This window comes from Acinetobacter sp. 1542444 (assembly GCF_000581835.1).
Taxonomy (GTDB): Bacteria; Pseudomonadota; Gammaproteobacteria; order Pseudomonadales; family Moraxellaceae; genus Acinetobacter; species Acinetobacter pittii.
Genome location: NZ_JEYA01000001.1, coordinates 423,349 through 446,609 on the forward strand (window position 1 = coordinate 423,349; position 23,261 = coordinate 446,609).

22 protein-coding genes are annotated in these 23,261 nt (G+C 37.1%); 3 read left to right on the top strand and 19 right to left on the bottom strand.

The genetic code is table 11. From position 1 onward, the window contains the following. Window positions 1–6: 6 nt before the first annotated feature. Window positions 7–597 carry a lecithin retinol acyltransferase family protein gene (locus J580_RS06430; protein WP_014206573.1) on the bottom strand — a complete coding sequence of 197 codons (591 nt, stop codon included), beginning with the start codon at window positions 595–597 and terminating at the stop codon, window positions 7–9. Window positions 598–790: 193 nt separating this feature from the next. On the opposite strand from J580_RS06430, the gene J580_RS06435 reads away from it, so the two are divergent. Continuing rightward, window positions 791–1,537, top strand: coding sequence for a phosphodiester glycosidase family protein (locus tag J580_RS06435; protein WP_032003501.1), 747 nt, complete (start codon window positions 791–793; stop codon window positions 1,535–1,537). Window positions 1,538–1,571: 34 nt separating this feature from the next. On the opposite strand, the gene J580_RS06440 is transcribed toward J580_RS06435, so the two are convergent. The 4 genes from J580_RS06440 to putA all read right to left on the bottom strand — a co-directional run bounded on the left by J580_RS06440 (window position 1,572) and on the right by putA (window position 7,574). Further along, window positions 1,572–1,802 carry a hypothetical protein gene (locus J580_RS06440; protein ID WP_000011679.1) on the bottom strand — a complete coding sequence of 77 codons (231 nt, stop codon included), beginning with the start codon at window positions 1,800–1,802 and terminating at the stop codon, window positions 1,572–1,574. Window positions 1,803–2,050: 248 nt separating this feature from the next. Then, complete coding sequence (gene trmA / locus J580_RS06445; RefSeq protein WP_017482290.1) at window positions 2,051–3,136, bottom strand: tRNA (uridine(54)-C5)-methyltransferase TrmA; 1,086 nt, start codon at window positions 3,134–3,136, stop codon at window positions 2,051–2,053. Between the two features lie 113 nt (window positions 3,137–3,249). Continuing rightward, window positions 3,250–3,717, bottom strand: coding sequence for a GrpB family protein (locus tag J580_RS06450; protein WP_032003502.1), 468 nt, complete (start codon window positions 3,715–3,717; stop codon window positions 3,250–3,252). Between the two features lie 104 nt (window positions 3,718–3,821). Next, window positions 3,822–7,574, bottom strand: coding sequence for a trifunctional transcriptional regulator/proline dehydrogenase/L-glutamate gamma-semialdehyde dehydrogenase (gene putA / locus J580_RS06455; RefSeq protein WP_032003504.1), 3,753 nt, complete (start codon window positions 7,572–7,574; stop codon window positions 3,822–3,824). A gap of 124 nt (window positions 7,575–7,698) precedes the next feature. Here putA and J580_RS06460 point away from each other — a divergent pair, with 124 nt between their 5' ends. Continuing rightward, window positions 7,699–8,187, top strand: coding sequence for an AsnC family transcriptional regulator (locus J580_RS06460; protein ID WP_032003505.1), 489 nt, complete (start codon window positions 7,699–7,701; stop codon window positions 8,185–8,187). 34 nt (window positions 8,188–8,221) lie between these two features. Here the strand turns inward: J580_RS06460 and putP are convergent, their stop codons facing one another. The 14 genes from putP to J580_RS06530 form a co-directional block, all read right to left on the bottom strand. Beyond that, window positions 8,222–9,712, bottom strand: a complete 1,491-nt coding sequence (putP, locus tag J580_RS06465; protein WP_032003506.1) for a sodium/proline symporter PutP — start codon at window positions 9,710–9,712, stop codon at window positions 8,222–8,224. Window positions 9,713–10,124: 412 nt separating this feature from the next. Next, entirely contained in the window at window positions 10,125–10,832 is a 708-nt protein-coding gene (locus tag J580_RS06470) for an SIR2 family NAD-dependent protein deacylase (RefSeq protein ID WP_081403548.1), read from the bottom strand. Window positions 10,833–10,934: 102 nt separating this feature from the next. Beyond that, entirely contained in the window at window positions 10,935–11,309 is a 375-nt protein-coding gene (gene gcvH, locus J580_RS06475; RefSeq protein WP_005069578.1) for a glycine cleavage system protein GcvH, read from the bottom strand. A 37-nt stretch (window positions 11,310–11,346) separates the two neighbouring features. Beyond that, window positions 11,347–12,372, bottom strand: coding sequence for an AraC family transcriptional regulator (locus J580_RS06480; RefSeq protein ID WP_002121430.1), 1,026 nt, complete (start codon window positions 12,370–12,372; stop codon window positions 11,347–11,349). Between the two features lie 108 nt (window positions 12,373–12,480). Continuing rightward, complete coding sequence (locus J580_RS06485) at window positions 12,481–12,921, bottom strand: MaoC family dehydratase (protein ID WP_002121358.1); 441 nt, start codon at window positions 12,919–12,921, stop codon at window positions 12,481–12,483. Then, entirely contained in the window at window positions 12,921–14,768 is a 1,848-nt protein-coding gene (locus J580_RS06490) for an ABC transporter ATP-binding protein (RefSeq protein WP_032003508.1), read from the bottom strand. Before J580_RS06490 ends, J580_RS06485 begins: the two co-directional genes overlap by 1 nt. 362 nt (window positions 14,769–15,130) lie before the next feature. Continuing rightward, window positions 15,131–15,667: a DUF2058 domain-containing protein gene (locus tag J580_RS06495; RefSeq protein ID WP_017386814.1), complete on the bottom strand. Its 537-nt coding sequence runs from the start codon at window positions 15,665–15,667 to the stop codon at window positions 15,131–15,133. A 3-nt stretch (window positions 15,668–15,670) separates the two neighbouring features. After that, window positions 15,671–16,351 carry a YoaK family protein gene (locus J580_RS06500; protein ID WP_032003510.1) on the bottom strand — a complete coding sequence of 227 codons (681 nt, stop codon included), beginning with the start codon at window positions 16,349–16,351 and terminating at the stop codon, window positions 15,671–15,673. A gap of 5 nt (window positions 16,352–16,356) precedes the next feature. Next, window positions 16,357–17,559 (bottom strand): serine/threonine transporter SstT, encoded by a 1,203-nt coding sequence (gene sstT / locus J580_RS06505; RefSeq protein ID WP_017399485.1) that lies wholly within the window; start codon window positions 17,557–17,559, stop codon window positions 16,357–16,359. A 408-nt stretch (window positions 17,560–17,967) separates the two neighbouring features. Further along, window positions 17,968–18,279 (bottom strand): ArsR/SmtB family transcription factor, encoded by a 312-nt coding sequence (locus tag J580_RS06510; RefSeq protein ID WP_002121379.1) that lies wholly within the window; start codon window positions 18,277–18,279, stop codon window positions 17,968–17,970. A 468-nt stretch (window positions 18,280–18,747) separates the two neighbouring features. Beyond that, window positions 18,748–19,311, bottom strand: a complete 564-nt coding sequence (locus tag J580_RS06515; RefSeq protein ID WP_002121343.1) for a TetR/AcrR family transcriptional regulator — start codon at window positions 19,309–19,311, stop codon at window positions 18,748–18,750. 354 nt (window positions 19,312–19,665) lie between these two features. After that, window positions 19,666–20,829, bottom strand: coding sequence for a cupin domain-containing protein (locus J580_RS06520; RefSeq protein ID WP_032003511.1), 1,164 nt, complete (start codon window positions 20,827–20,829; stop codon window positions 19,666–19,668). Window positions 20,830–20,859: 30 nt separating this feature from the next. Continuing rightward, window positions 20,860–21,453, bottom strand: coding sequence for a Maf family protein (locus J580_RS06525; protein WP_032003513.1), 594 nt, complete (start codon window positions 21,451–21,453; stop codon window positions 20,860–20,862). Beyond that, a complete protein-coding gene (locus J580_RS06530; RefSeq protein WP_002121396.1) occupies window positions 21,453–21,836 on the bottom strand; it encodes a DUF2237 family protein in 384 nt (127 codons plus the stop codon). The genes J580_RS06525 and J580_RS06530 overlap by 1 nt, the downstream gene beginning before the upstream one ends. A 138-nt stretch (window positions 21,837–21,974) precedes the next feature. Here J580_RS06530 and J580_RS06535 point away from each other — a divergent pair, with 138 nt between their 5' ends. Beyond that, window positions 21,975–23,162 (top strand): phosphoglycerate kinase, encoded by a 1,188-nt coding sequence (locus tag J580_RS06535; protein ID WP_032003515.1) that lies wholly within the window; start codon window positions 21,975–21,977, stop codon window positions 23,160–23,162. The last annotated feature ends 99 nt before the right edge of the window (window positions 23,163–23,261 follow it).

Genomic DNA, 23,261 nt, shown 5'->3' on the forward strand with positions numbered 1-23,261 from the left:
TTTTATTTAAACTGGCTCTTTTTTATCTGGATCTATAAACACTAAAGGCGCTGAAGGATCGATATTTCTTTTCTGCGATTTTTCTCTTAAAAACTGGTAAGTAGGAACTTTTCTTTTTGCCTGATCGCGCAGTTTCTTTTTAATATAAAGAACCAGAGCAAAACATGTAGTTGCAACGGTCAGCATCATACCATTCATATAGCTCATGATTGAGCTTACATAGCCAATAGTTGTTAAACGATGCATCATACGTTCAACTTGAGTGCTACTTTCAATGCCCGTAATTGCCCAACTACATAGATGTTCACAGTTATTAATAATCAAATGATAGTGGTTTTCATGCATACGTGAACGCATTCGGCGAACCACAATCTTTCCTTTATAACGAGGTTTGTCATAAGAACGGACGTGTATTTTTTTGCCATGCGAGAAAGCATCTATTGACGTGATTTCAATCGGGCGTTTTTTGATGAAATGAGCTAAGCCGGAATAATGGATAACTCGACCTCTCCCTGCATATATACCATGATGGCTGTAGCCGAGATGCTTTACGATGAGGTGAGCCCCTAAAGGGTAGCGTTTATTCGGTTGTTGCATGCTTACGCTGATCCAATAAAGTGTAAATGGCTTTTATTGAAAAGCTGCTAAACATTATAACCAATATCAGCAATTTGCAGTGTATTGATTACGTCGAATGAAGGAATTTGATGCATATCCAATCTATTCATATTTCTTGTATATAATTTAAGAACTTAATATGAAGGGAAAATGTCATGTCAGGTGATGTTAAATGAAATGGGGCATCGGGTGCTTAGCTTTATATGGGCTTTTGTTTCAGACTGCATATGCTATAGCACATCAGCAGGTTAAAACGGTGGAAGGTGACCAATACGATGTGGTCTCGATCAGCGATTTTAAAGCATTACGCTTGTTTTTAAAGAATCCTAATAATCAGCAATACTATAAAAGCTTTAACAATATTAATGAACAATTAAAGCAGTGTGAGCAGCTTAGCTTTGCAATGAATGCGGGGATGTTTCATTTAGGATTTTCTCCAGTAGGGTTGTATATTGAACGAGCTAAGGTAGTTCAGCCCTTAAATGAGCATAAAGGATTGGGAAATTTCTTTTTACAGCCGAATGGGGTAGTAGCTTGGAATAAAAAACAGGCCTTTGTTTTAACTATGCAACAATATAGCCTACAAAATTTGAAAGTTGATTATGCAACTCAATCTGGGCCAATGTTAGTTATTGAAGGAAAGATAAATTCCCTTTTTTTACCAGACTCTCAATCAAAGAAAATTCGTAATGGAGTTGGTATTCGAGATAATAAACTTTACTTTGTAATATCGAAAAATAGGGTGAATTTCTATAATTTTGCCGAGTTTTTTCAAAGAAACCTTAAAGTAGAGCAAGCTTTATATCTAGATGGTTCTATTTCTAGTTTATATATGCAAAAGAACAACCGGAATGATCAGCAATTTCAAATGGGACCAATGGTCGGTTGGGTAGATCAGTCGAGTTGTGAATTACAGTAAAATATAAAAAGCCAGTACAAGACTGGCTTTTTAATTAATGAATAGATGGTTTTTGAGTGAGTTCATTTAACTCTTTTCGGCTATAACCACGGGAAATAAGAACTTTTTTAATTCCCTTAATGACATCTTCATCTGTTGCTTGTGCAAGTGCACTTAGAAGTTGTTCATTAGTTTTACATGAGCAGTCATTTTCAACACAAGCAGTTTGGTTTTTATGCTCGTTATGCTGTTGATCTGCCAAGAACAGCTTTTGCCAAAAACTCATAGAGCCTTCATATACAACCTAACATAGCTCGAAATATAGCCAATTTAAAATAAAATACAAGACTCCATAAGTGATAAATCCACCAATTGAACTCGAGAATTTTCGATGGGAATGCTTGAGTTAAACGAAATTATGACGAATAGATGACTTGATATTTTTTGAAAATTTAAATACTTAACTAATAAAACGTTAAAAAATAAGGAGGTATGTAGCCTCCTTATTTAAAACTTTACAATGAAAGATTTTGTTTAAATCTTCTCAAGTAAAACACCAGACTCGACATGATGCGTATAAGGGAACTGATCAAATAAGGCGAATTTAGTCAATCGATGAGTTTGACTGAGAGTTTTTAAATTTTCATATAGCGTGTCAGGGTTACATGAAATGTAGATAATACGTTCAAAACCTTGTAAAAGTTTTAAAGTCTCATCATCAATTCCTGCGCGTGGAGGATCTACAAATACGGTGTCAAAGTCATAGCTCTGAATATCAATATTTGCTTCTTGTAGACGACGGAATTCTCGTTCACCTTGATAAGCCTGAGTAAACTCTTCAGCAGATAGACGTGCTACCTGAATATTATCAATTTGGTTTTGTTCAATGTTCCATTGAGCTGCATAAACAGAGGATTTTGCAAGCTCGGTAGCCAATACTCGTTCGAACTTTAAAGAGAGCGGAAGCGTAAAATTACCATTACCGCAATAAAGTTCTAATAAGTGTTTTTTCGAACCCTCAGCTGCATCACATGCCCATTGCAGCATTTTTTTGCAAACTTGCGCATTAGGCTGGGTAAAGCTACTTTCAATTTGTTTATATTTAAATGAACGATTTAATAGTTCGAATTCTTCAACAACGAAATCATCACCAATAACAATTTTCTGGCCACGACTACGGCCCATAATTTTAATATCTAATTTATCGGCAAGTGCTTTAGCAGCTTGTTCCCATTCTTGATCCAGTTTACGATGATAAATGAGGGTAACCAACATTTCTCCGCTAAGTGTTGCGAGGAAATCAGCTTCAAATAAACGATTAGAAAGCTTAGACTCAGCCTTAAGTTCTTCCAAAAGTTTTGGCATTAAATCATTGATGCTTTGATCTGCAATTGGAAACTCATCAATGCGTACAACGGTTTTTTGCTTGTCGTCATCGTTACGCTCAAACATGGCATAGAACATATCATTTTCTGTATGCCAGATACGAAATTCAGCACGCATACGGAAATGTTGTTCAGGTGATTCAAACACTTCTAATGTAGGTGGTGTAAATTCAGAAAATTGAGTAGTAATGCGTTCAATTTTAGCTTGAAGTTGTTGACGATAAGAAGAGGTCATAGACAAAGAAAATTTAGACAGAATCAAATAGTGAATGGTATCAAAAAAATTGAACTTACAGGAGCCAATTTTAACCAGATATTCATAAGAGAAAGCAAGTACCTAAACTAGAGCTAATTTAAAACACGATTAATAAAATCTGATTTTATTGTTCTATATTGATCGGGGTCTAAATGGCTACACTGTAATTTTAATTGATTATATTCATTAACCAGCGTGGGTGAGTTTATAAGCTTATTTTTAAAGGCTAAGAAAAAAGTGAATATTGAACCAGATACTACAATTTGAAATGCAACATCATCATTGTTGAGTGATTCGAGCATGCAAAGCTCATGTGTCCTTAGCGTATTTTGTTTTTCGATAAAGTTAAGTGTTTTTAATTGTTCTATTGCGAATTCAAATTGCTCAGACATAACTTCAATATAAATATCTAAATCACCTTTTGAAATTGCATTCGGTATAGCGGATGAATCAATATGCTCAATTTGGGCAAATGGTAGAAGTGTGGAAATGTCTTTTTGATATGAATTAAAAAGCTGAGCGCATCTTTGTTGATATTGTTCTGGTTCTAAAAAGATCATTATTAAAATCTCGAGTTTATAAAATCTATATATTTAAGAATAGATTACTTTATTAAATAAAAAAGCCCAAATACTGAGATTTGGGCTTTTTAGAAAGTTATATATTAATCAGTCATTGTCATTAAGCTTGCGTTACCACCAGCTGCAGCTGTATTCACACTAATTGCACGTTCAATCACTAAACGCTCAAGTGGAATATTCTCATTCGGCTCAACGTGAGTAATACCAACAATTGCGCCAGAACGCGTAGCAACTTCTTGTTGTAATGAGAAGATTTCTTCACGGTTACCATGGTGTAAAACTGCATCAAAATCATCTGATGCGATATTTTTAACCGTAGTAATTGCTGCAAGTACATCTTTTGGCAAAGTTTGTTTGTATTTTGCCAATAATGGGCTATTTGGCATTACTGCTGCTTGGCTACCTACTGCAAAAATTGCGAGCAATTGATGCAACTGATTCTGTTCTGTGTCAGCGATAGAAAGAACACGATGACGTGGCAAAATAATATATTGGTTACTTTCCCCAGTAGGGCCTTGTAACTCATAGAATTTACCAACACCAAATGGTTCGATATCACGATTTGCTTGCGGTAAATGCTGTTTCGCCCAATTTTGTAAGCTCAGATAAACCTCACGGTTAAAGCCTTCAAAAGCAGTTTGCTCATTCTTCATAGCAAATGGTGTTGCCAATACTTTGTTTGAACACTGCTGCATCAAGCGATACATGTAAAGCGGACCACCAGCTTTCGGGCCTGTACCAGATAAACCTTCACCACCGAATGGTTGTACACCAACGACAGCACCAACAATATTGCGGTTGATATAAAGGTTACCCACTTCTGCATGTTGAATGACTGTTTGGATGGTTTCATCAATACGGGTATGCAGACCCATTGTTAAACCATAACCTTTGGCATTAATACGTGAGATCAATTGCTCAAGCTCACCATACTTATAGGTAATGATGTGTAGAACTGGGCCAAAAACTTCGCGCTGCAAATCATCAAGGTTAGGGAGTTCAATTGCTGTTGGTACAACAAAGGTTCCTTTATCTAGTTCATTCTGGCTTGTTGCTCCAAACATCAACTGATGTACTGGATAGCCTTTCGACTTCATTTTTTGGATATGTTGATCAATCGTCTGTTTTGCTTCGTCATCAATCACAGGACCAATGTCAGTTTTTAAAATCGCAGGGTTACCTACGATCAACTGCTGCATTGCACCTTTAAGCATTTTAATTACGGTTGCAGCGCTGTCTTCTTGCACACATAAAATACGTAAAGCAGAGCAACGTTGACCCGCGCTATCAAAAGCGGAACTTACAACATCGAGTACGACTTGTTCAGTTAATGCTGATGAATCCACAATCATTGCATTTTGACCGCCAGTCTCTGCAATGAGAGGAATAGATTGACTATTTTCAGATAAACGTTTCGCAACGGTTTTCTGTAAAATTTTTGCAACTTCAGTCGAACCAGTAAACATGATGCCATCAATACGGCTATCTTGGCTAAGCTGAGCACCTACTGTTTCACCGCGACCAGGAAGTAACTGTACAGCACCATGTGGAATACCAGCTTCCCATAAAATCTGAACTGCTTGAGCTGCGATTAATGGGGTTTGTTCAGCAGGTTTAGCAATAACGCAGTTACCACTGACTAATGCTGCAGCAATTTGACCAGAGAAAATTGCAAGAGGGAAGTTCCACGGGCTAATACAAAGTACAGTACCTAAAGGTTGAATAGCTGTATTTGCAGGAAGATTCTCAACTTGAGTTGCGTAATAACGTAGGAAATCTACAGCTTCACGAACTTCTGCAATCGCATTGGCATAAGTTTTTCCGCTTTCACGGCAAAGCAAAACCATCAATTCTTGAATGCGACCTTCCATTAGGTCAGCTGCACGTTTTAAGTATTGAGCACGGTGTTCTTTAGGCGTATTTGACCATTCTGATTGAGCTTGTTCAGCTGCATTAAGCGCAATTTCAACATGCTTAAGATCAGCTTCTTGCACATAACCAACAATTTCATCATTTTGTGCTGGGTTTGTAATTGCAACAGAATGACCTTGCTCTAACGACTCGTTATTTGCCAATAATGGATGACTTTGCCAAATACGATTACGTAATTCTTGAGCTGTGCTATCTAAAGCTGCAAGTGGGGTGTCATTTGCTAAGTCATAACCTTTAGAGTTTTTACGAAGTGTTCCGTACATATCTAAAGGTAGAGGAATTGATGGATGTTTTAAACCAACTGAACCTTCAAGCTTAGCTGCATGACGAATATCATAAATTGGAGACTGGATAAGATCTTCAACTTTAAGTGTTTTATCGGCAATACGGTTAACGAATGAAGTATTCGCGCCATTTTCGAGTAAACGACGAACTAAATAAGCTAACAAAGTTTCGTGGTTACCAACAGGAGCATAAATACGGCATGGTACGCCTAATTTATTTTGCTCGCGTGGACCAACAACTTGTTCATAAAGAGGTTCACCCATGCCATGTAAGCATTGGAATTCATATTGTCCAGCATAATATTTGCTTGGATCCGCTAAATGATAGATCGTTGCCAATGTTTGAGCATTATGAGTGGCAAATTGCGGATAGATGAACTCTGGCGCTGCAAGTAATTTTTTAGCACACGCGATATAAGATAAATCGGTATGTACTTTACGGGTAAAGACAGGGTAGTCATCCATACCTTCGATTTGCGCTTTCTTAATTTCGCTATCCCAATATGCACCTTTCACAAGACGAATCATGAGACGCTTTTGGCTGCGTTTAGCAAGGTCAATAATATAATCAACCACGAAGAAACAGCGTTTTTGGTAAGCTTGAATAACGAAGCCAATACCTTTCCAGTTTGCAAGTTCTGGCTCGAAGCAAAGACGTTCTAGTAACTCAAGAGAAATTTCTAAACGTTCTGATTCTTCAGCATCGATATTTAAGCCAATATTGTACTTTTTAGCCAAACGAGCGAGTTCAAATACTTTGCCGTAAAGTTCTTGATGAACACGTTCAATTTGCGCGCGTTGATAACGAGGGTGTAAAGCAGAAAGCTTAATTGAAATACCCGGGCCATCATAAACGCCTTTACCATTAGACGCTTTGCCAATTGCATGAATGGCTTGTGTATAATCGTTAAAGTAGCGTTCAGCATCATGTTCGGTTAAGGCTGCTTCACCTAACATATCGTAAGAATAGCGGAAACCTTTGTCTTCGAGTACTTTCGCATGGTCTACAGCTTCTTCAATGGTTTCACCAGTCACAAACTGTTCACCCATCATACGCATTGCAACGTCAACAGCTTTACGAATGATGCCACGTCCACTGCGTGCTAAAAGGCCAGTAAGTACACTTGAAAGACTGGTTTGCTTAGGAGTTTCCATGAGCTTACCAGTTAACATGAGGCCCCATGCAGCAGCATTTACAAACATTAAGCTGCTTTGGCCAACATGTTCTTTCCAGTTACCTTGATTGATTTTATCTCGAATAAGCAAATCACGTGTTGCTGAGTCTGGAATACGAAGCAAAGCTTCGGCAAGACACATGAGCGCCACGCCTTCTTGTGAAGAAAGAGAGAATTCTTGTAATAACCCTTGAACAATACCTGCTTTGCCCGAAGAGGTCTTACGTTCACGTAAATTATTGGCAAGATTAAAAGCAAGATCATAAATTTTATGATCTAAATCATCAGATACCGCGGCAGCTTGTAATAGCTCTTCTACAGCTTCTGGTTCAGCACGTCGCCAAGCTGTATTGATGCGTTGTTCAAACTCACTTTTATCGTTGAATTCGGTGATATAGCCTTGGTGAGATTTATCCATTTGATGAAAAGTATCCATTGTGTTCATATCTGTTTCCGCCAACCAGCTCTCATAAACTCATCTTGAGTAGAGAGGTTTAGATAATTTATCATTACAGAAGAAACACCGAATAACTCACTATATTTAGCCCATTTTTTAGAGGAAAATTCAGATGAATGGCCCAATTTTAAGCCTTGACCGCACTGATTTAAAAATTTTGGATATTCTTCAAACAGATGGGAGAATTTCTAATAGTAAATTGGCGGAACTTGTTAACTTGTCACCAACAGCAGTGATGGCCCGAGTTCAAAAATTAACGAAAGATGAATTCATCTTAGGATATGAAGCTAAATTAAATCCGGTTAAGTTAAATGCAAATTTTTTAGTATTCGTAGAGGTACTATTAGACAAGACAACACCCAATGTTTTAGATGAGTTTATTGATGCTGTTGTTCACTATCCTGAAATTGTTGAATGCCATATGGTGAGTGGCGGGGTTGATTTTTTTATTAAATTACGAAGTGGCAGCATGGAAGAGTTTAGGCGAATTGCGGGGCAGGTACTGTGGCAATTACCAGGGGTAAAAGAGACTCGTAGTTATCCAGTCATGCAAGTTGTAAAAGATACTTCAAAAATTAAAATCAAAACTAAAAATAAATAAAGGGGCCGAAGCCCCTTTGATTTATTTCAATAACTTATACGCTTTCTTTGTAGAGTTCATCTGCTTTTTCAAAGCGGCCAGTTACTGTCGTATTTGGCGCTTTAGTTAAGAGACTCACTACAATGATGCTGATAAATGCAAGAATAAAGCCTGGGATAATTTCGTAAACACCAGTGTCTGCGAAAAGATTTTTCCAGCCAATCACTACAACTGCACCAACGATCATACCTGCTAAAGCACCTTGTAAATTCATACGTTTCCAGAATAGTGACAAGATGATAAGCGGACCAAATGCAGCACCGAAACCAGCCCATGCATAAGCAACAAGGCCAAGAACCTTACTATCAGGGTTGCCTGCAAGAAAAATTGCGAGAAGAGCAATGGCAAGAACCATAACACGCCCAACCCATACAAGCTCTTTCTGAGATGCATTCTTACGAATGAAACCTTTGTATAAATCTTCTGTTAATGCACTCGAACATACCAAAAGCTGGCAGCTTAATGTACTCATCACAGCAGCTAAAATCGCAGCCAGAATGATACCTACAATCCATGGATTGAATAAGATTTTAGTCAATTCCATAAATACAGTTTCAGGGTTTTTGCTTACAACTGCTGCTAATTCAGGATGTTGCTGGAAGTATGCAATACCGAAGAAACCAGCGCCGACAGCACCAACTAAACACAAGATCATCCAAGTCATGCCGATACGACGAGCAGCAGGAATTGATTTTACAGAGTCAGCAGCCATGAAACGCACAAGAATATGTGGCTGGCCAAAGTAACCTAAGCCCCATGCCATGGAGGATAGAACCGCCACAACACTTAAATCTGAGATGATGTTAAACGCATGCGGGCGAGCAGTTTCAATGAGCGTAACGAAATGAGTCGTATCGCCAATTGCAAGGTAAGTCACAATTGGTGTTAACAACAGAGCAAAAATCATTAAGCCAGCTTGGAACGTATCGGTCCAGCTAATTGCTAAGAATCCACCAATACAAACATAACTGATGGTCGCGATAGCACTGAGCCAAATAGCTGTGTTGTAAGACATCCCGAATAAATTTTCAAATAGGCGGGCGCCTGCTACCATGCCTGAAGCACAGTAAATTGCAAAGAAAACCAAGATGATAACAGCAGAGAAAATACGAAGTACTTTTTTCTGATCGTCAAAACGACTTGTAAAATAATCTGGCAACGTGAGTGCATTATTTTGGACTTCAGTATGAACGCGTAATCGACCAGCAACCAGTAGCCAGTTAAGCCAAGCACCGATAATGAGACCAATTGCAATCCACGCTTCAGATAAACCAGAAAGATAAATTGCACCTGGTAAACCCATGAGCAGCCAACCGCTCATGTCTGATGCGCCTGCGGATAATGCAGTTACGAAACTGCCTAAACTACGACCACCGAGAATATAATCTGAGAAGTCGCTTGTAGCACGGTAGGCAAATAAGCCAATAAGTACCATTGCTACGATGTACACCATGAACATGATGAGGGTGGGATCAAAATAACTCATAATGGATGTGTGTCCTTATATCCATAATCCGTGATTGTAACCTAATCCAGGTCGCTGTTTTCTTGTACGGCATCCAAGAGGTTGAGATTCAACCACAAAAGATTTTTTTTGCACTGTTAATTTTATATTGTACTTTTGTATCTTTGTGTAACTTAAAATAAATTGATTTTAAGGATATAAAATTATAATATTAATCATTAACTTATAATTTTTTAATATTTATTTTTTTAAATTTTTTCAGCAAAAAAATGTCATTTTCTAAAAAAATAAATCGATATTGAGTTATAAATAGACTATTGGTCAAAAAAAATTTATAGAAATTTAGAATAAAGTTAAAAAAATCGACAATTTTTTGTTCAATTAATAATTTTTTTTATTCAAGTTAGGCTTATTTAGTGTCTAAAAATAGCAATTAGCCTATTAAATTTTCAAAAAGTTTATGCATTCCTTGAGTTGCTGACATCTTTAATAACTCATATTGGTGAGGAACACGCAGATGATCCGCATTTGGATCTATATAGTAGGCTTTACATTGATTTGAAATTTCATGAACTAAAGCTGCAACTGGATATACGCTTAATGTCGAGCCGATCACAATAAAAATATCTGCACTCTGTACTAATTGAATTGCTTCTTCATAGGCAGGTACAGCTTCACCGAACCAGACTACATGTGGACGCAGGGGATAGCCATCTGGGCAAAAGTCTTGTTCTAAAGCTAGCTTGCAGCCATTAATATGGTAAAACTGTGTTGTAAATTGTGCATTCGGGCCAGAGCTTTTCGCTAAACGAATATTTCCATGCAAATGTAAAACGTTAGAACTTCCAGCCCGTTCATGTAAATCATCAATATTTTGAGTAATCACTTGTACGTTAAAGTAGTCTTGTAGTTTGGCAATATAGTGATGAGCTTCGTTGGGTTCAGCCTCTAAAATATTTTTACGTCGCTCATTATAAAAGCGTTGAACTAGAGCAGGGTTCTTTTGCCATGCTTCAGGTGTGGCAACTTGTTGGATGTCGTAATTTTCCCATAGACCATTACTGTCACGAAAAGTGCTAATTCCACTTTCAGCACTCATGCCAGCGCCAGAGAATACAACAAGCTTTGTCATAGAAGTCACCGATTCGTAAAACTGAATTTGAATAGATTTTGAATAGATAAAGAAAAAACCAGTTTAAGACTAAACTGGTTTTTATTAAATATGAAAAGCTATAGCTATCTTTTATAAGCCAGCTTCATATTCTGCATTTGTTAAAAGTTTTTCAACATCTGCAATGTTGTCTGGTTTGATTTTATAAATCCAGCCTTTTCCATATGGATCGTCATTTACAAAATCAGGATCATCTTCAAGGTCAGTATTTACTTCTACTACAGTGCCTGAAACAGGAGCATGGATGTCAGAAGCAGTTTTTACTGATTCAACCACACCAGCTTGTTCGCCAGCAGTAACTTTACTCCCAACTTCCGGAGTTTCAACGTAAACCAAATCGCCAAGTTCATCTTGTGCATGATCGGTAATCCCTGTAATAACAAGATCACCCTCAATCTTTACCCACTCATGTGTACGTGCATACTTCAGTTCAGAAGGATGATTCATGGTAACTCCTTAAGCTTGTGTCCAATAGTTTTAAACATTATAAGTATGGGTCTTTACGCCAGTTGCTTGGGCTACGGCCACTCCAGCGTTTAAAAGCACGGCTAAAATTTGCAACGTCTGAATAGCCAAGTTCATCTGCAATTTGTTCAAGACTGTAATCTGTACGTGAAAGTAGAGATGTTGCATGTCGATAGCGTACTTCATCAACCAATGTAGAAAATGAAGTTCCTTCAGCGGCTAATTGGCGCTTTAGCGTGCGGTCTGACATGTGTAGACATTCAGCTACATTTTCAATGCTTAAATAATGTTGTTCAGAATTACTTAAAATATCACGAACTCGCATTGCTAAGCGACGGCGCTCACCTAAAGCGGAAAGTTCGGCTTCGCACTGATTAATAGCAACCTGACTTGCGATAGGATCAGCATTAACTAATTTAATTCCTAAGTATTTTTTATCAAAACTTGAAATCAGATGTGGCTGGTTGAAGCGAATTGTGCTGCTTAGTTTATTTCTATACTTTTCAAAGCCTTCTGGTTCAGGAAAGTCCAAATCTACATCACCAGCTAAATCTTCGATACCCGTAATCGCTTTAGCCATACTCATGATACCAATGGTCAAACCTAAAACGATTTCTGTCCGTAGAGGTTCAAGTTCGATGTCGCACTGTAATTGTAGGGTAGCTTTTGGCCCAAACGTTGAAAAATAGAGTTGTAAAAAAGGTAGACGTAGTTGAATAAAGCGTGCTGCAAGAGCAATTGCTTCTGTAATATCTTTGGCTGTCATAATTGCATAGCCAATGAAGCCATGAATCGAAATACGCATTTGAGTACCAAGGTGGTAACCCAACGTAGTTTCACCAGTTAAATTAAGCGCGTGTTTAACCAGTTCGTTTGCTACAGGTGTAGAAATACGATAATCAGGATCGGCCAGTTGCTCACTAGTAAGATGAAATGGAGCAAATAATGTTTCATCGTTATATCCCCAACGTGAAACAACATCTAATAGCAATAAGCCATAGACACCCGGAATACCTTGATCTTGACGAGCTGAGGTAATTTTCATATGCGTTCCATTGCTCTCATCAATTTGTCACATGCATTTCTTACACATCTTGTCATGAAATATAATCTGAGTTTATAAAAACTGTTAGACAATCATATTAACCATGTTTTAAACATTCTTTTTAAAGACAACAATTTTTGTTGTTGAAATAAGTAATACGTCGCCATTTTGATTTAAGGCTTGCGTAACGTAACTTACAATACCACGATCTAATTTTGTTTTGGATGGTGTGATTGCTGAAATTTCTGCTTCCACATGAATTTTATCACCTGGTCGAGTAGGGCGTGGCCACCGTAAGCTAGACTCTGAACCAATTAGGCCGCCATGAATCGGCATACACTCCGTCCATAACCGCATAGTAATTGCAGAAGTATGCCAACCGCTAGCAGCAATTCCTTGAAAAATTGGATCGTGCTTAGCTTGTTCTTCATCTATATGGAAGGGTTGAGGGTCATAGGAGCTTGCGAATTTTTTGATTTCATCTAAGGTAATTTCATATTCACGGCTAATGAAACGATCACCAATTTTCAAATCTTCTAAATAAAGCATTAATCTTGACCCTGTAATACTTTTTGTTCAATTAGGAAACCGCCTGTTTGACGTTTCCATAACTGTGCGTATATACCATTTTGCGCAATTAACTCTTCATGAGTTCCTTGCTCAGCAATTCGACCTTCATCAAGAACGATTAAACGGTCCATTTGTGCAATAGTAGATAAACGGTGTGCAATTGCAATAACGGTTTTATCAACCATTAGGTCATTTAAACTTGACTGAATTGCTGCTTCAACTTCCGAGTCTAATGCACTAGTTGCTTCATCTAAAATAAGAATAGGAGCATCTTTTAAGAATACACGTGCAATGGCAATACGCTGTCTTTGACCACCAGAAAGTTTAACACCACGTTCACCTACTTGAGCGTTATAACCACTACGTCCTTTTAAATCAACTAATTGCGGAATAAATTCAGCAGCTTTGGCTTTATTTACAGCATTCTCCATGTCTGCATCAGATGCATCAGGGCGACCATATTTAATATTTTCTGCAACTGAGCGATGCAATAAAGACGTATCTTGAGTAACTAAAGCAATATTAGCTCTTAAACTATCTTGAGTTACATCTTCGATGTTTTGGCCATCAATTAAAATAGCACCTTGCTTAAGATGGTAAAAATGTAAAAGCAACTGAATCAGTGTCGACTTTCCTGCGCCAGAACGGCCCACAATTCCTATTTTTTCGCCTGCTCTAATATGCAAGTTGAAGTGATCAATCACATTTTTATTGTTATAAGCAAAGCTTACATCTTTAAATACAATCTCACCTTTGGTCACTGCAAGTGGTTTCGCATCTGGTTTGTCTTGAAGATTGATTTTTTTACCTAATGTTTGCATACCATCTTGAATGGTTCCAACATTTTCAAATAAGGCTGACATATGCCACATCATAAATTCAGCCATACTATTAAGTTTTAAAATCATTGCAGTAGTTGCTGCAATTACACCTAATGCTGCTAAACCTTGAGTCCATAGCCAAACAGAAGTACCAATTACGCCTACAAACAAAACAGCAGACAACATATTAATGCTGACTTCAAAGAGAGTGCCTAAACGCATTTGGGCATAGACTGTGGTCATAAACTCTTTCATAGATGCTTTTGCGTATTGGCTTTCGCGCCCAGCATGGGCAAATAGTTTTACTGTTTGGATATTGGTGTATGCATCTGTTACGCGGCCCGTCATGATCGCTCTAGCATCGGCTTGTTGCTGGGAAACTTTACTTAAGCGGGGGATGAAGAACCATGCGCTTAATAAGAAAAGACTTAACCAAACTAAAAGTGGGATAAGTAAAATTGGTGAAATTGCGCCAAGAACAATGCTGACTGTAATGAAGTAAATGCTGACGTAGGCCAACATGTCACCCAAAATAATCCAGAACTCGCGGATTGCTAGTGCTGTTTGCATAACTTTGGCAGAAAGTCGTCCTGCAAAGTCATTATGGAAAAAGTCCAAGCTTTGTTTCAATAAAAGATTATGGAAACGCCAGCGCAAACGCATTGGGAAGGTACTATATAAAATTTGATGTTTGATAATAGATTGAATATTTACAAAAAAGATATTGGTAAATAAGACCGCAATCAAAATGAGTAAATCAGTAGCATGCTGACTTAAAAAGCTTTCAGGATGACTTTTACTTAACCAGTCTACGAGTTGTCCAATCTTTGAAAAAAGTAAGGCTTCAAAGCTTGCAGCACCTGCTGTAAAAAGAATAAGTAAGAATAAGTAAGGGCGTAGGCCTTCCGTAGCTTGCCATACAAATGGAAAAAAACGAGTCGGTAAAGGTTCATCTAAACCTTTAGTTGGGTAGGGATCTACAAGTTTTTCAAACCACTTCAGCATGAATTACTACCTTTGAGACAGAAGCCACTTAATTAAATCTTTGCAATTTAATTTGCAAAAAGTCAGTTAGATCAATATCACTTAGGGTTTCGATCTTGTGAATATATGCAAATACACATGAACTGATAATGTTGTACGTCTTAAATTAATACATGACGTAAAAATGGAGACTCGAAGAAATCTTCAAGAACGTCGCGAGGACTAAAAAATATTATTCATTATATCGAGATTAATAGATAAAGGGTGAAGGAATTTATTCTTTAAGTATTTTTTATTAGTATTTTGAACATCTGTTAAATTATTACAGCTACACGTATTAGAAAAGGCCTTTAGATCTATATCATAAAGGCCTAAGTATTGTATTACCACATTAAGTCATCTGGAATAACATATGCTGCATATGGATCTTCCTCATCAGTAGCTTGTTCGTTTTTCTCAGCATTATTAATCAAAATGAAGCCTTGCATTTTTTGATCAATTTTTTCACCTAAAGCTTTTGGAAGATAGGCGTATTGATCTTGATCTTTAGCAATAACTAGGCTACCTGCAACAAGTGCATTATAAACTTGCTGAGATAGATACACTTTTTTGATTTTATTTTCATCAATAAATTGATAAGCCACATCTCCAGCAAAATCAGTAATCTTGTGCTGCTTAATCATCTGGATGATTGATGCTTTAAGTGCTTTTTCTTCAAGCTGTTTCTGTTTTTCTAAATTTAAGGCCTGATCTTTAGCTAACTTTTCTTGTTGAGCTTTTTCAATATTTGCTCTGATTTCAGCCTCATTACTTAGTCCAAGACGTTGTTCGTGATGAGCTTGCTTTGTTAATTTTTTTGCTTTTTTATTATCAACTAAACCAGCTTTTAATAGCTGTGCTTGTAAGGCATTTTTAACCATGTCTTAGTCCTTTTGTGAAGTTGAAGCACTATAGAGATAAACTATCCAGTAAGAAATACTTAAGGCTAAGCTTAAAATTGCTGGCAATAAAAATGATTGTAGTTTCAAATATGGATGTACTGAGGCGGCAAGAATTCCACCCAGCAGGAAGCCAGCAAGAATAAGTAAATGTAAAACAATACGGCGATTTTCTACAATTAAGCCTCTGGCTTTATACCCAAGTGCTAAACCAATATCAGTCAGCACACCAGATAGATGGGTAGTGCGAATAATTGTTCCTTTGTAGTGGCTTACCATCGCATTTTGTAACCCCATTGCCGTACAAGCCCATAATAATCCATAGCGTGGAAAATAAGGAAGCAATAGCCAGCAAAGGAAAATGAATAAGGCAACAAGGCTCAAAGGTAAGCCATAACGACGACCTAGTCGAAAATGACTACTACCTAAAATAAAACCACTATAAAATGAACCGCAAACATAACAAATAATCACCAGAAGTAAAAAAATGATATGTTCTGGTTGCCACTCTACCAAACTCATAGCCAGCATACTAACGTTGCCAGTCATATGTGAAATAGATTGATGCAAAAGAGTAATTAACCCTAAGACATTAATCATTCCGGCATTAAATGCCAGCAAAAAGGCTCCAAGTTGGAACCAGTTTGGTAGACGTTGAAATGGCATTTTGTTTAAGACGCTTGCTTAGAGCGAATATCTACAGCTGCGGTAAATAATACATCTGTAGATGAGTTAAGGGCTGTTTCTGTAGAGTCTTGCAATACACTGATAATCATACCAACCGCTACAACTTGCATAGCAATTTCTGTTGAAATACCAAATAGACTACAAGCGACTGGAATGAGTAGTAAAGAACCACCTGCAACACCAGAAGCACCACAAGCTGAAACAGTAGCAACAACTGATAAAATAACCATTGTCGCAAAGTCAACATGAATTCCAAGCGTATGGACAGTTGCTAATGTAAGCACAGTAATGGTTACTGCCGCCCCTGCCATATTTACTGTTGCGCCTAAAGGAATAGATACACTAGCTGTAGATGGGTTAACACCTAAACGCTCTGCCAAATCTAAGTTAACTGGGATGTTGGCTGCTGAGCTTCGAGTAAAGAAAGCTGTAATACCACTTTCTTTTAGACACTTAAATACGAGAGGGTATGGATTTCCACGTATAGTAAGGGCAACAAGAATAGGGTTGATAACCAAAGCAACAAAGAACATGGTACCTAACAATACCACTAATAATTGTGCATAGCTTTCAAGTGTTGCAAGGCCGGCATCGGCAAAAGTCACTGCAACTAATCCGAAAATACCGACTGGTGCAAAAGCAATTACTTTATGAATAATAGCACTTACAGCATGTGAAACATCCTGCATCACTTGTTTTGTGGTGTCTGAACTATGACGCATAGCTAAACCTAGGCCAATTGCCCAAGCTAAAATACCAATAAAGTTGGCTTCACTAATTGCTTGAACAGGGTTTGCAATAAAGCTTAAGAGCAAGTTTTTTAATATATCTGCGAGACTACCAGGCGCTTGTAAGTCATTATGTGAAACTGTATTGAGGAATAATGTGCTTGGAAAAGAAAGACTGACAATCACAGCTGTGAAAGCTGCAAGCAACATACCTGCCACATATAGAATCATAATAGGGCGTAAATTGGCGCTATGACCCACTTGGAAGTTGGCAATAGAAGAAAGCACCAATACAAAAACTAAAATAGGGGCAACCGACTTTAAGGCTTTAATGAAAAGCTCACCAAATAAACTTAAGTAAGGCGTAACGTTCGGAAATAGTAATGCAACGCCTATCCCTAGAATAATGGCGATAATAATCTTAGTGACTAAGCTTAATCGAGAAAAGAATGCAAGCATATAAAGGCCTTATTAACCTAATCATGGCTAAAGGTTGAACAAGCGGAGTATTTTATACTTAAGTGATGTGAATCTTAAGCTTTTTTATAGCACCTATAAGTATTTATACTTGATGGTAATATTAAATATTTGTTTTTATTGGTCTTAATTTAATATTTTAAATTTTATAGTTGGTGGTTTTGCTTGTTAATTGCTCATTAAAAAACTAGGTATATCAAAAAGCTGTGAAAGCATGGAATAGGCTAAAGACAATATAGGGGCAAAAAGTTAAATATGGTTGAGCTTTTTAGAAAAGCTACGCGAATTTTCAAAACTTTGTGCTTGGATTGGACTCTAAGCTTTCAAGCTGAAAAATCGCATATTTCAGGAAGTTACTACTATTATTATAAATTTATAATTTAAAAAATATTATTTACTTGCACAGTACAGCTGATGAAGCGTATTTAAAATTGAATGCATATTGTCATCCTTAATTGAATAAAAAATTTGCTTGCCATCACGACGGGTTGATACAACATCACTTTTGCGTAGCATCATAAGTTGTTGTGAAAGAGTGGGCTGGGTAATTTGGGTCTTCTCTTCAATTTGAGAAACATTTAACTCCTCATAAGCTAAGTGACATAAAATTAATAAACGATCTGTATTAGCCAAAGATTTAAGAATTCCAACGACTGAATCAGCCGCATTTTTCATTTCTTCGATTTGGAGTCCATCTTTCATACTTTATACCTATATCAATATAGCGGGCATAGTATAGATTGATCTTATGAAAATGAATGTAGCAAAACTAATCAATCCAATTGTTTTTGTTGAAAAGCAATATAAGAGGAATTGATAAATAAGTAGTCTTTCTAATTAAAAACAACTATTTGTATTTCTTTTGTGTCTAAAATGTTGCTTTGTGTTATAAGTGTAATTGTTAAGTATAAGTGAAACGAAGTCAATCTAAAACAATTCCAATTTGCTTCTAATAAATAGTTAAATCTAATTTATCTTGAGACAAATCATAAAAAAGGATTGAGTTTTTATTTTTTAAATATATAATCTGTTTTGTACAGACAGGTCTGTATATTTTGGTTCAGTAAGGTCGAAAAAAACGTCTAATTGTGAACCAAAATGACTTTCAGACGCAGCGTGATACATAAGAAGAATCATTAAATATAAGAAGAAGAATATCACGCTTTATTTTTATGCTGCTCTTTCGAAATCGATTAATTTTTCTACTCGAGTCCAGTAATCATTAATTTTTATTGAACCATGTTCGACTTGAGCCTGTATGGTCATACCTTCCAAAATATTAACGAGTAGTAAAGATAGGGGAACTGGCTCTTTTACATCATACTGGTTAAGAAGATTTTGCATGAGTTGGGTCAACCAAGCTTTATACAAAGTGGCAGGTTGATGTGTTGAAGGATATTGTTTTAAAACCTCTTCCAAGGCTTTTTGAAACATGCAGCCATTAAAATCTTCACTATTAAACCAGTCGGAATACCATAAAAATACTGCTTTAATTCTCGCAAGAGGATCTAACTCATCATGTTTTGATAAGGCAGAAGTAAGAGAGTTTTGTAGAAGCGTATTTCGAAGAAGTAGACACTCTTCAATTAATTTTTCTTTTGATGGAAAATGCTTATAGAAAGTCATTTTTGCAACGCCAGATTCATTAATGATGCGATCTACACCTATAGAATTATAGCTATACGAGTTAAAAAGTCTTAATGCGGTGTTAATAATGTCATCTTTTTTCGACATATTTTAGCCTCTCACAAATGAATTGCTATTAGCTTGAACGGTGATCTTTATCAATGAGAATCTAGATAATTTAATTTTACAAGGTATTGTTTGTTATTGATAGAAAAAAGATATTATTTTTTTAAACGCTGAAGTTTTACTTTTAGGGGAATGGCAAAGAGTTTTAGGCTATATATTTAAATAATCATACTTCCTTTTTCAAAATCTTTTAACTCCAATATTTTTGCGATAAGTCGATTTTAAAATTTAAAAAGGAAAATTAATAAACAAAAAAACAAATCTATTTTTGAATTTGTCGGCTAATTTAAAAGTGGACTTCCCGTTGCTTTGAAAAGTCCACTTTTATTAAGTTTCTTACTCTGAAGGTGGTAAAAGCATCAAAATAGATTCATTGAGTAAGTAAGCAACATTTTCAAGGATTTCAAGCTCATTAAATTCGCTATCGAAAGCTAAGCTTTCTCCATCAGCAATAGCTTTTAATTTTGGTGCGAAAGTTTCAGCTATACATAGCGCTTCGCCATTTCCCCAGAAGTTTAGAATTCCACCACTTTCTGTATAAAGTAGGCGAGAGGCAGGTTCTAATAGAACTTCATAACCTTCATGTAAGATCTCTTGAAGATCATCGGCTTCGATCTCATCAGGTTCTGGAATATTATCTGGATATTTAGGTTCGCTCATATATGACATGATTGCTGCATCAAGGGCTGTAGAGTCTTGCAACTGAGCTAAAACTAATTCTTTTAGATAACTTAGTTCAGTTGAGCTAATTTCACCCATTTGACTCATTTGTTTGCGTGCGATATCTACAACAGGATTTTGAAGTAAAGTATTAGCTGAAAATTGATCGCTAATACGTTCCATCATTCCTGCAACGTTTGGCATGCGAAAGCCAAATGAGAAAGTTAGGCAGTCATCTTCGGCAACCCCATAATGTGCCATTCCAGGTGGAACATAGAGTAAATCGCCTGGTGCTAAAACCTCATCAAATTGCACATCTATTTCTGGCAAAAGTTTTAATGGTTGATTGGGTACAAATGCAGTATTTGCATCGCACATTTGACCTAGCTGCCAGCGACGATGACCATGACCCTGAACTAAAAACACATCATAAAAATCGAAATGTTTCCCAACTGAACCACCCTTAGGTGCATAAGACACCATAATATCGTCGCGGCGCCATTGAGGAATAAAAGGAAATTTTTTCCAAAGTTCAGAAAGATCAAAAGAGTAGTGATCTACTGCCTGTACTAAAATTGACCATAATTTTGGTAGCTTTTGAAAATCACCTTTGGTTAAAGGTGAAGACTTTACGTGCCATTCATTTGGATTTTTATCTTTTTGGCGAATCAGTCTGGCACTTGCATGTTCTTCCAAGGCAAGTTCTTGCACATCCTGAGGTTGTAAAAGGCCTATAATTTCTGGCAATCCGTTACGCACCAGTAAAGGTTTTTTCTGCCAATACTCTGCTAAAAATTGCTCGGCAGTAATACCGCCTAAAACTGTTAAAGGTTCTGTCATGGAAATAACCTATTTATAAAATATCTAGAATTAAGGAATTTGTAAATCAAGTTGCCTTAAAATATGGCAAAGTTGAATCATAGGAAGACCCATAAGTGTGGTCTGGTCTTGGCCTATCATTTTTTCAAACAAGCTAATTCCTAAACTTTCACACTTAAAGCTGCCAGCGCAATGTAGTGGCTGATCTAATAAAACGTATCGTTCAATTTCAGCTTGATTCAGGTTTCGAAATTTAACTTGATAATGTTCAACGAGCGTTTGTTCAAAGTTTCTATCGAGCCATTGCACGCTAAGCGCTGTACTAAAAAAAACAGTTCGACCAGAATTTTCGGCTAGTTGTGCTTTAGCATTTTCACTAGTCATCGGTTTGCCAATAAAGTCATGCGGAGCATGTTCTCGCCAAGCAACTTGATCTGAACCAATAACGATGGCTGATGGGTTCTGTTCAGCAATCACCTGAGCTTTTGTGAAAGCGAGCCTTTTTGCAAGTTCATCGGCATGGGTTTCATCGCGAGGACTTTCATCAATATCGGGACTAATACAAATATAATTAATTCCAAGACGGTCCATTAAGTCTTTGCGAGTTTGACTACTAGATGCCAAAATAATTTGTGGCTGAACCATTACACTGCAAATTCCATTAATACATCTAAAGGTACATAGCTTAATACAGCTTGATGACATGCATGTATTTTAATAGGAGGCGCTTCACCAGCTTGATAAGCCTCTACCCAGCGAGTTACGCAGATACACCAGAAATCACCCGGTTTTAAGCCAGGGAAGCCTACTTCTGGTAAAGGAGTAATAAGATCATTACCAATTTTCTGAGAAAAATTTAAGAAATCAGAGGTCATTTGTGCACATACGGTGTGTTGACCAAGGTCTGTTACTGCAGTGTGGCAGAAACCATTTCTAAAATAGCCTGTAATAGGGTCAAAGCAACAACTTGCTAAAGGTTCCCCTAAAACATTTAAGCGATTGATTTGTGGATCTGGATGAATAGACATAATGGGTGAAATATCAAATAACTACCTCTATCATAATCAAAACTGTGGCTTTCTACAGCTTTTATGCAAAAAAACTAACCTTTTTTGATGTAATCATTTAAAATTGGCGCGTTTTTAAAATCATAAAGAGAGCTTTACATGAATTTTCAGCGTATGACTGACCTTAACTTAACAGGCAAACGTGTCCTTATTCGTGAAGATTTAAACGTTCCTGTCAAAAATGGTGTGATTACTAGCGATGCTCGCTTACGTGCAGCATTACCAACTATTAAAGCTGCTTTAGATAAAGGCGCAGCAGTGATGGTATGTTCACATCTAGGTCGTCCTGTTGAAGGTGAACCAAAGCCAGAACAATCACTTGCACCAGTCGCTGCTTATTTAACAGAAGTATTAGGTCAAGAAGTTAAATTATTAACTGATTATTTAGAAGGCGTTGAGGTTGAAGCTGGTCAAGTTGTATTGCTTGAAAATGTACGCTTTAACCATGGCGAAAAGAAAAATAATCCAGAGCTCGCTCAAAAATATGCTGCATTATGTGATGTATTTGTTATGGATGCATTTGGTACTGCTCATCGTGCAGAAGCATCTACTGAAGGTGTAGCTCGTTTTGCTCCAGTTGCTGCTGCTGGTCCTTTGTTGGCTGCTGAGTTAGATGCACTAGGCCGTGCAATGCAAACTCCTGAAAAACCAATGGTTGCAATTGTTGCTGGTTCTAAAGTTTCAACTAAACTCGATGTTTTAAACTCACTTTCTAGTATCTGTGATCAACTGATCGTTGGTGGCGGTATTGCAAATACATTCTTAGCAGCTGCTGGCTTTAACGTTGGTAAATCATTATATGAAGCTGACTTGGTTGAAACTGCTAAACAAATTGCTGCTAAAGTAAGTGTTCCACTTCCTACAGATGTTGTAGTTGCTGATGCATCGCAAATTAATTTTGAAGATTTCTTAGGTTCTTTAGCAGCAGCTCAAGCTGTTGTGAAGAAAGTAGAAGATGTGACTGCAAATGATATGATTTTAGACGTTGGTCCAGAAGCAGCTAAAGCATTTGCTGATATTTTAACAACATCAAAAACGATCCTTTGGAATGGTCCAGTAGGCGTATTTGAAGTAGATCAATTTGGTGAAGGTACCAAAGCGCTTTCTCTTGCTGTTGCTCAATCTGAAGGATTCTCGATTGCTGGTGGTGGAGATACATTAGCTGCGATTGATAAATATAACGTAGCTGACCAAATTGGTTATATTTCTACAGGTGGTGGTGCATTCCTTGAGTTTGTTGAAGGAAAAACATTGCCAGCAGTTGCTGTTTTGCTTGAACGTGCTTAATACTGTTATATAGAAATAAGAAGGGATTGGGTAACCAATCCCTTTTTCATTGATAAGTCATTAAACTGTCATATATTTGCAATAAAATGTCGAGTATTA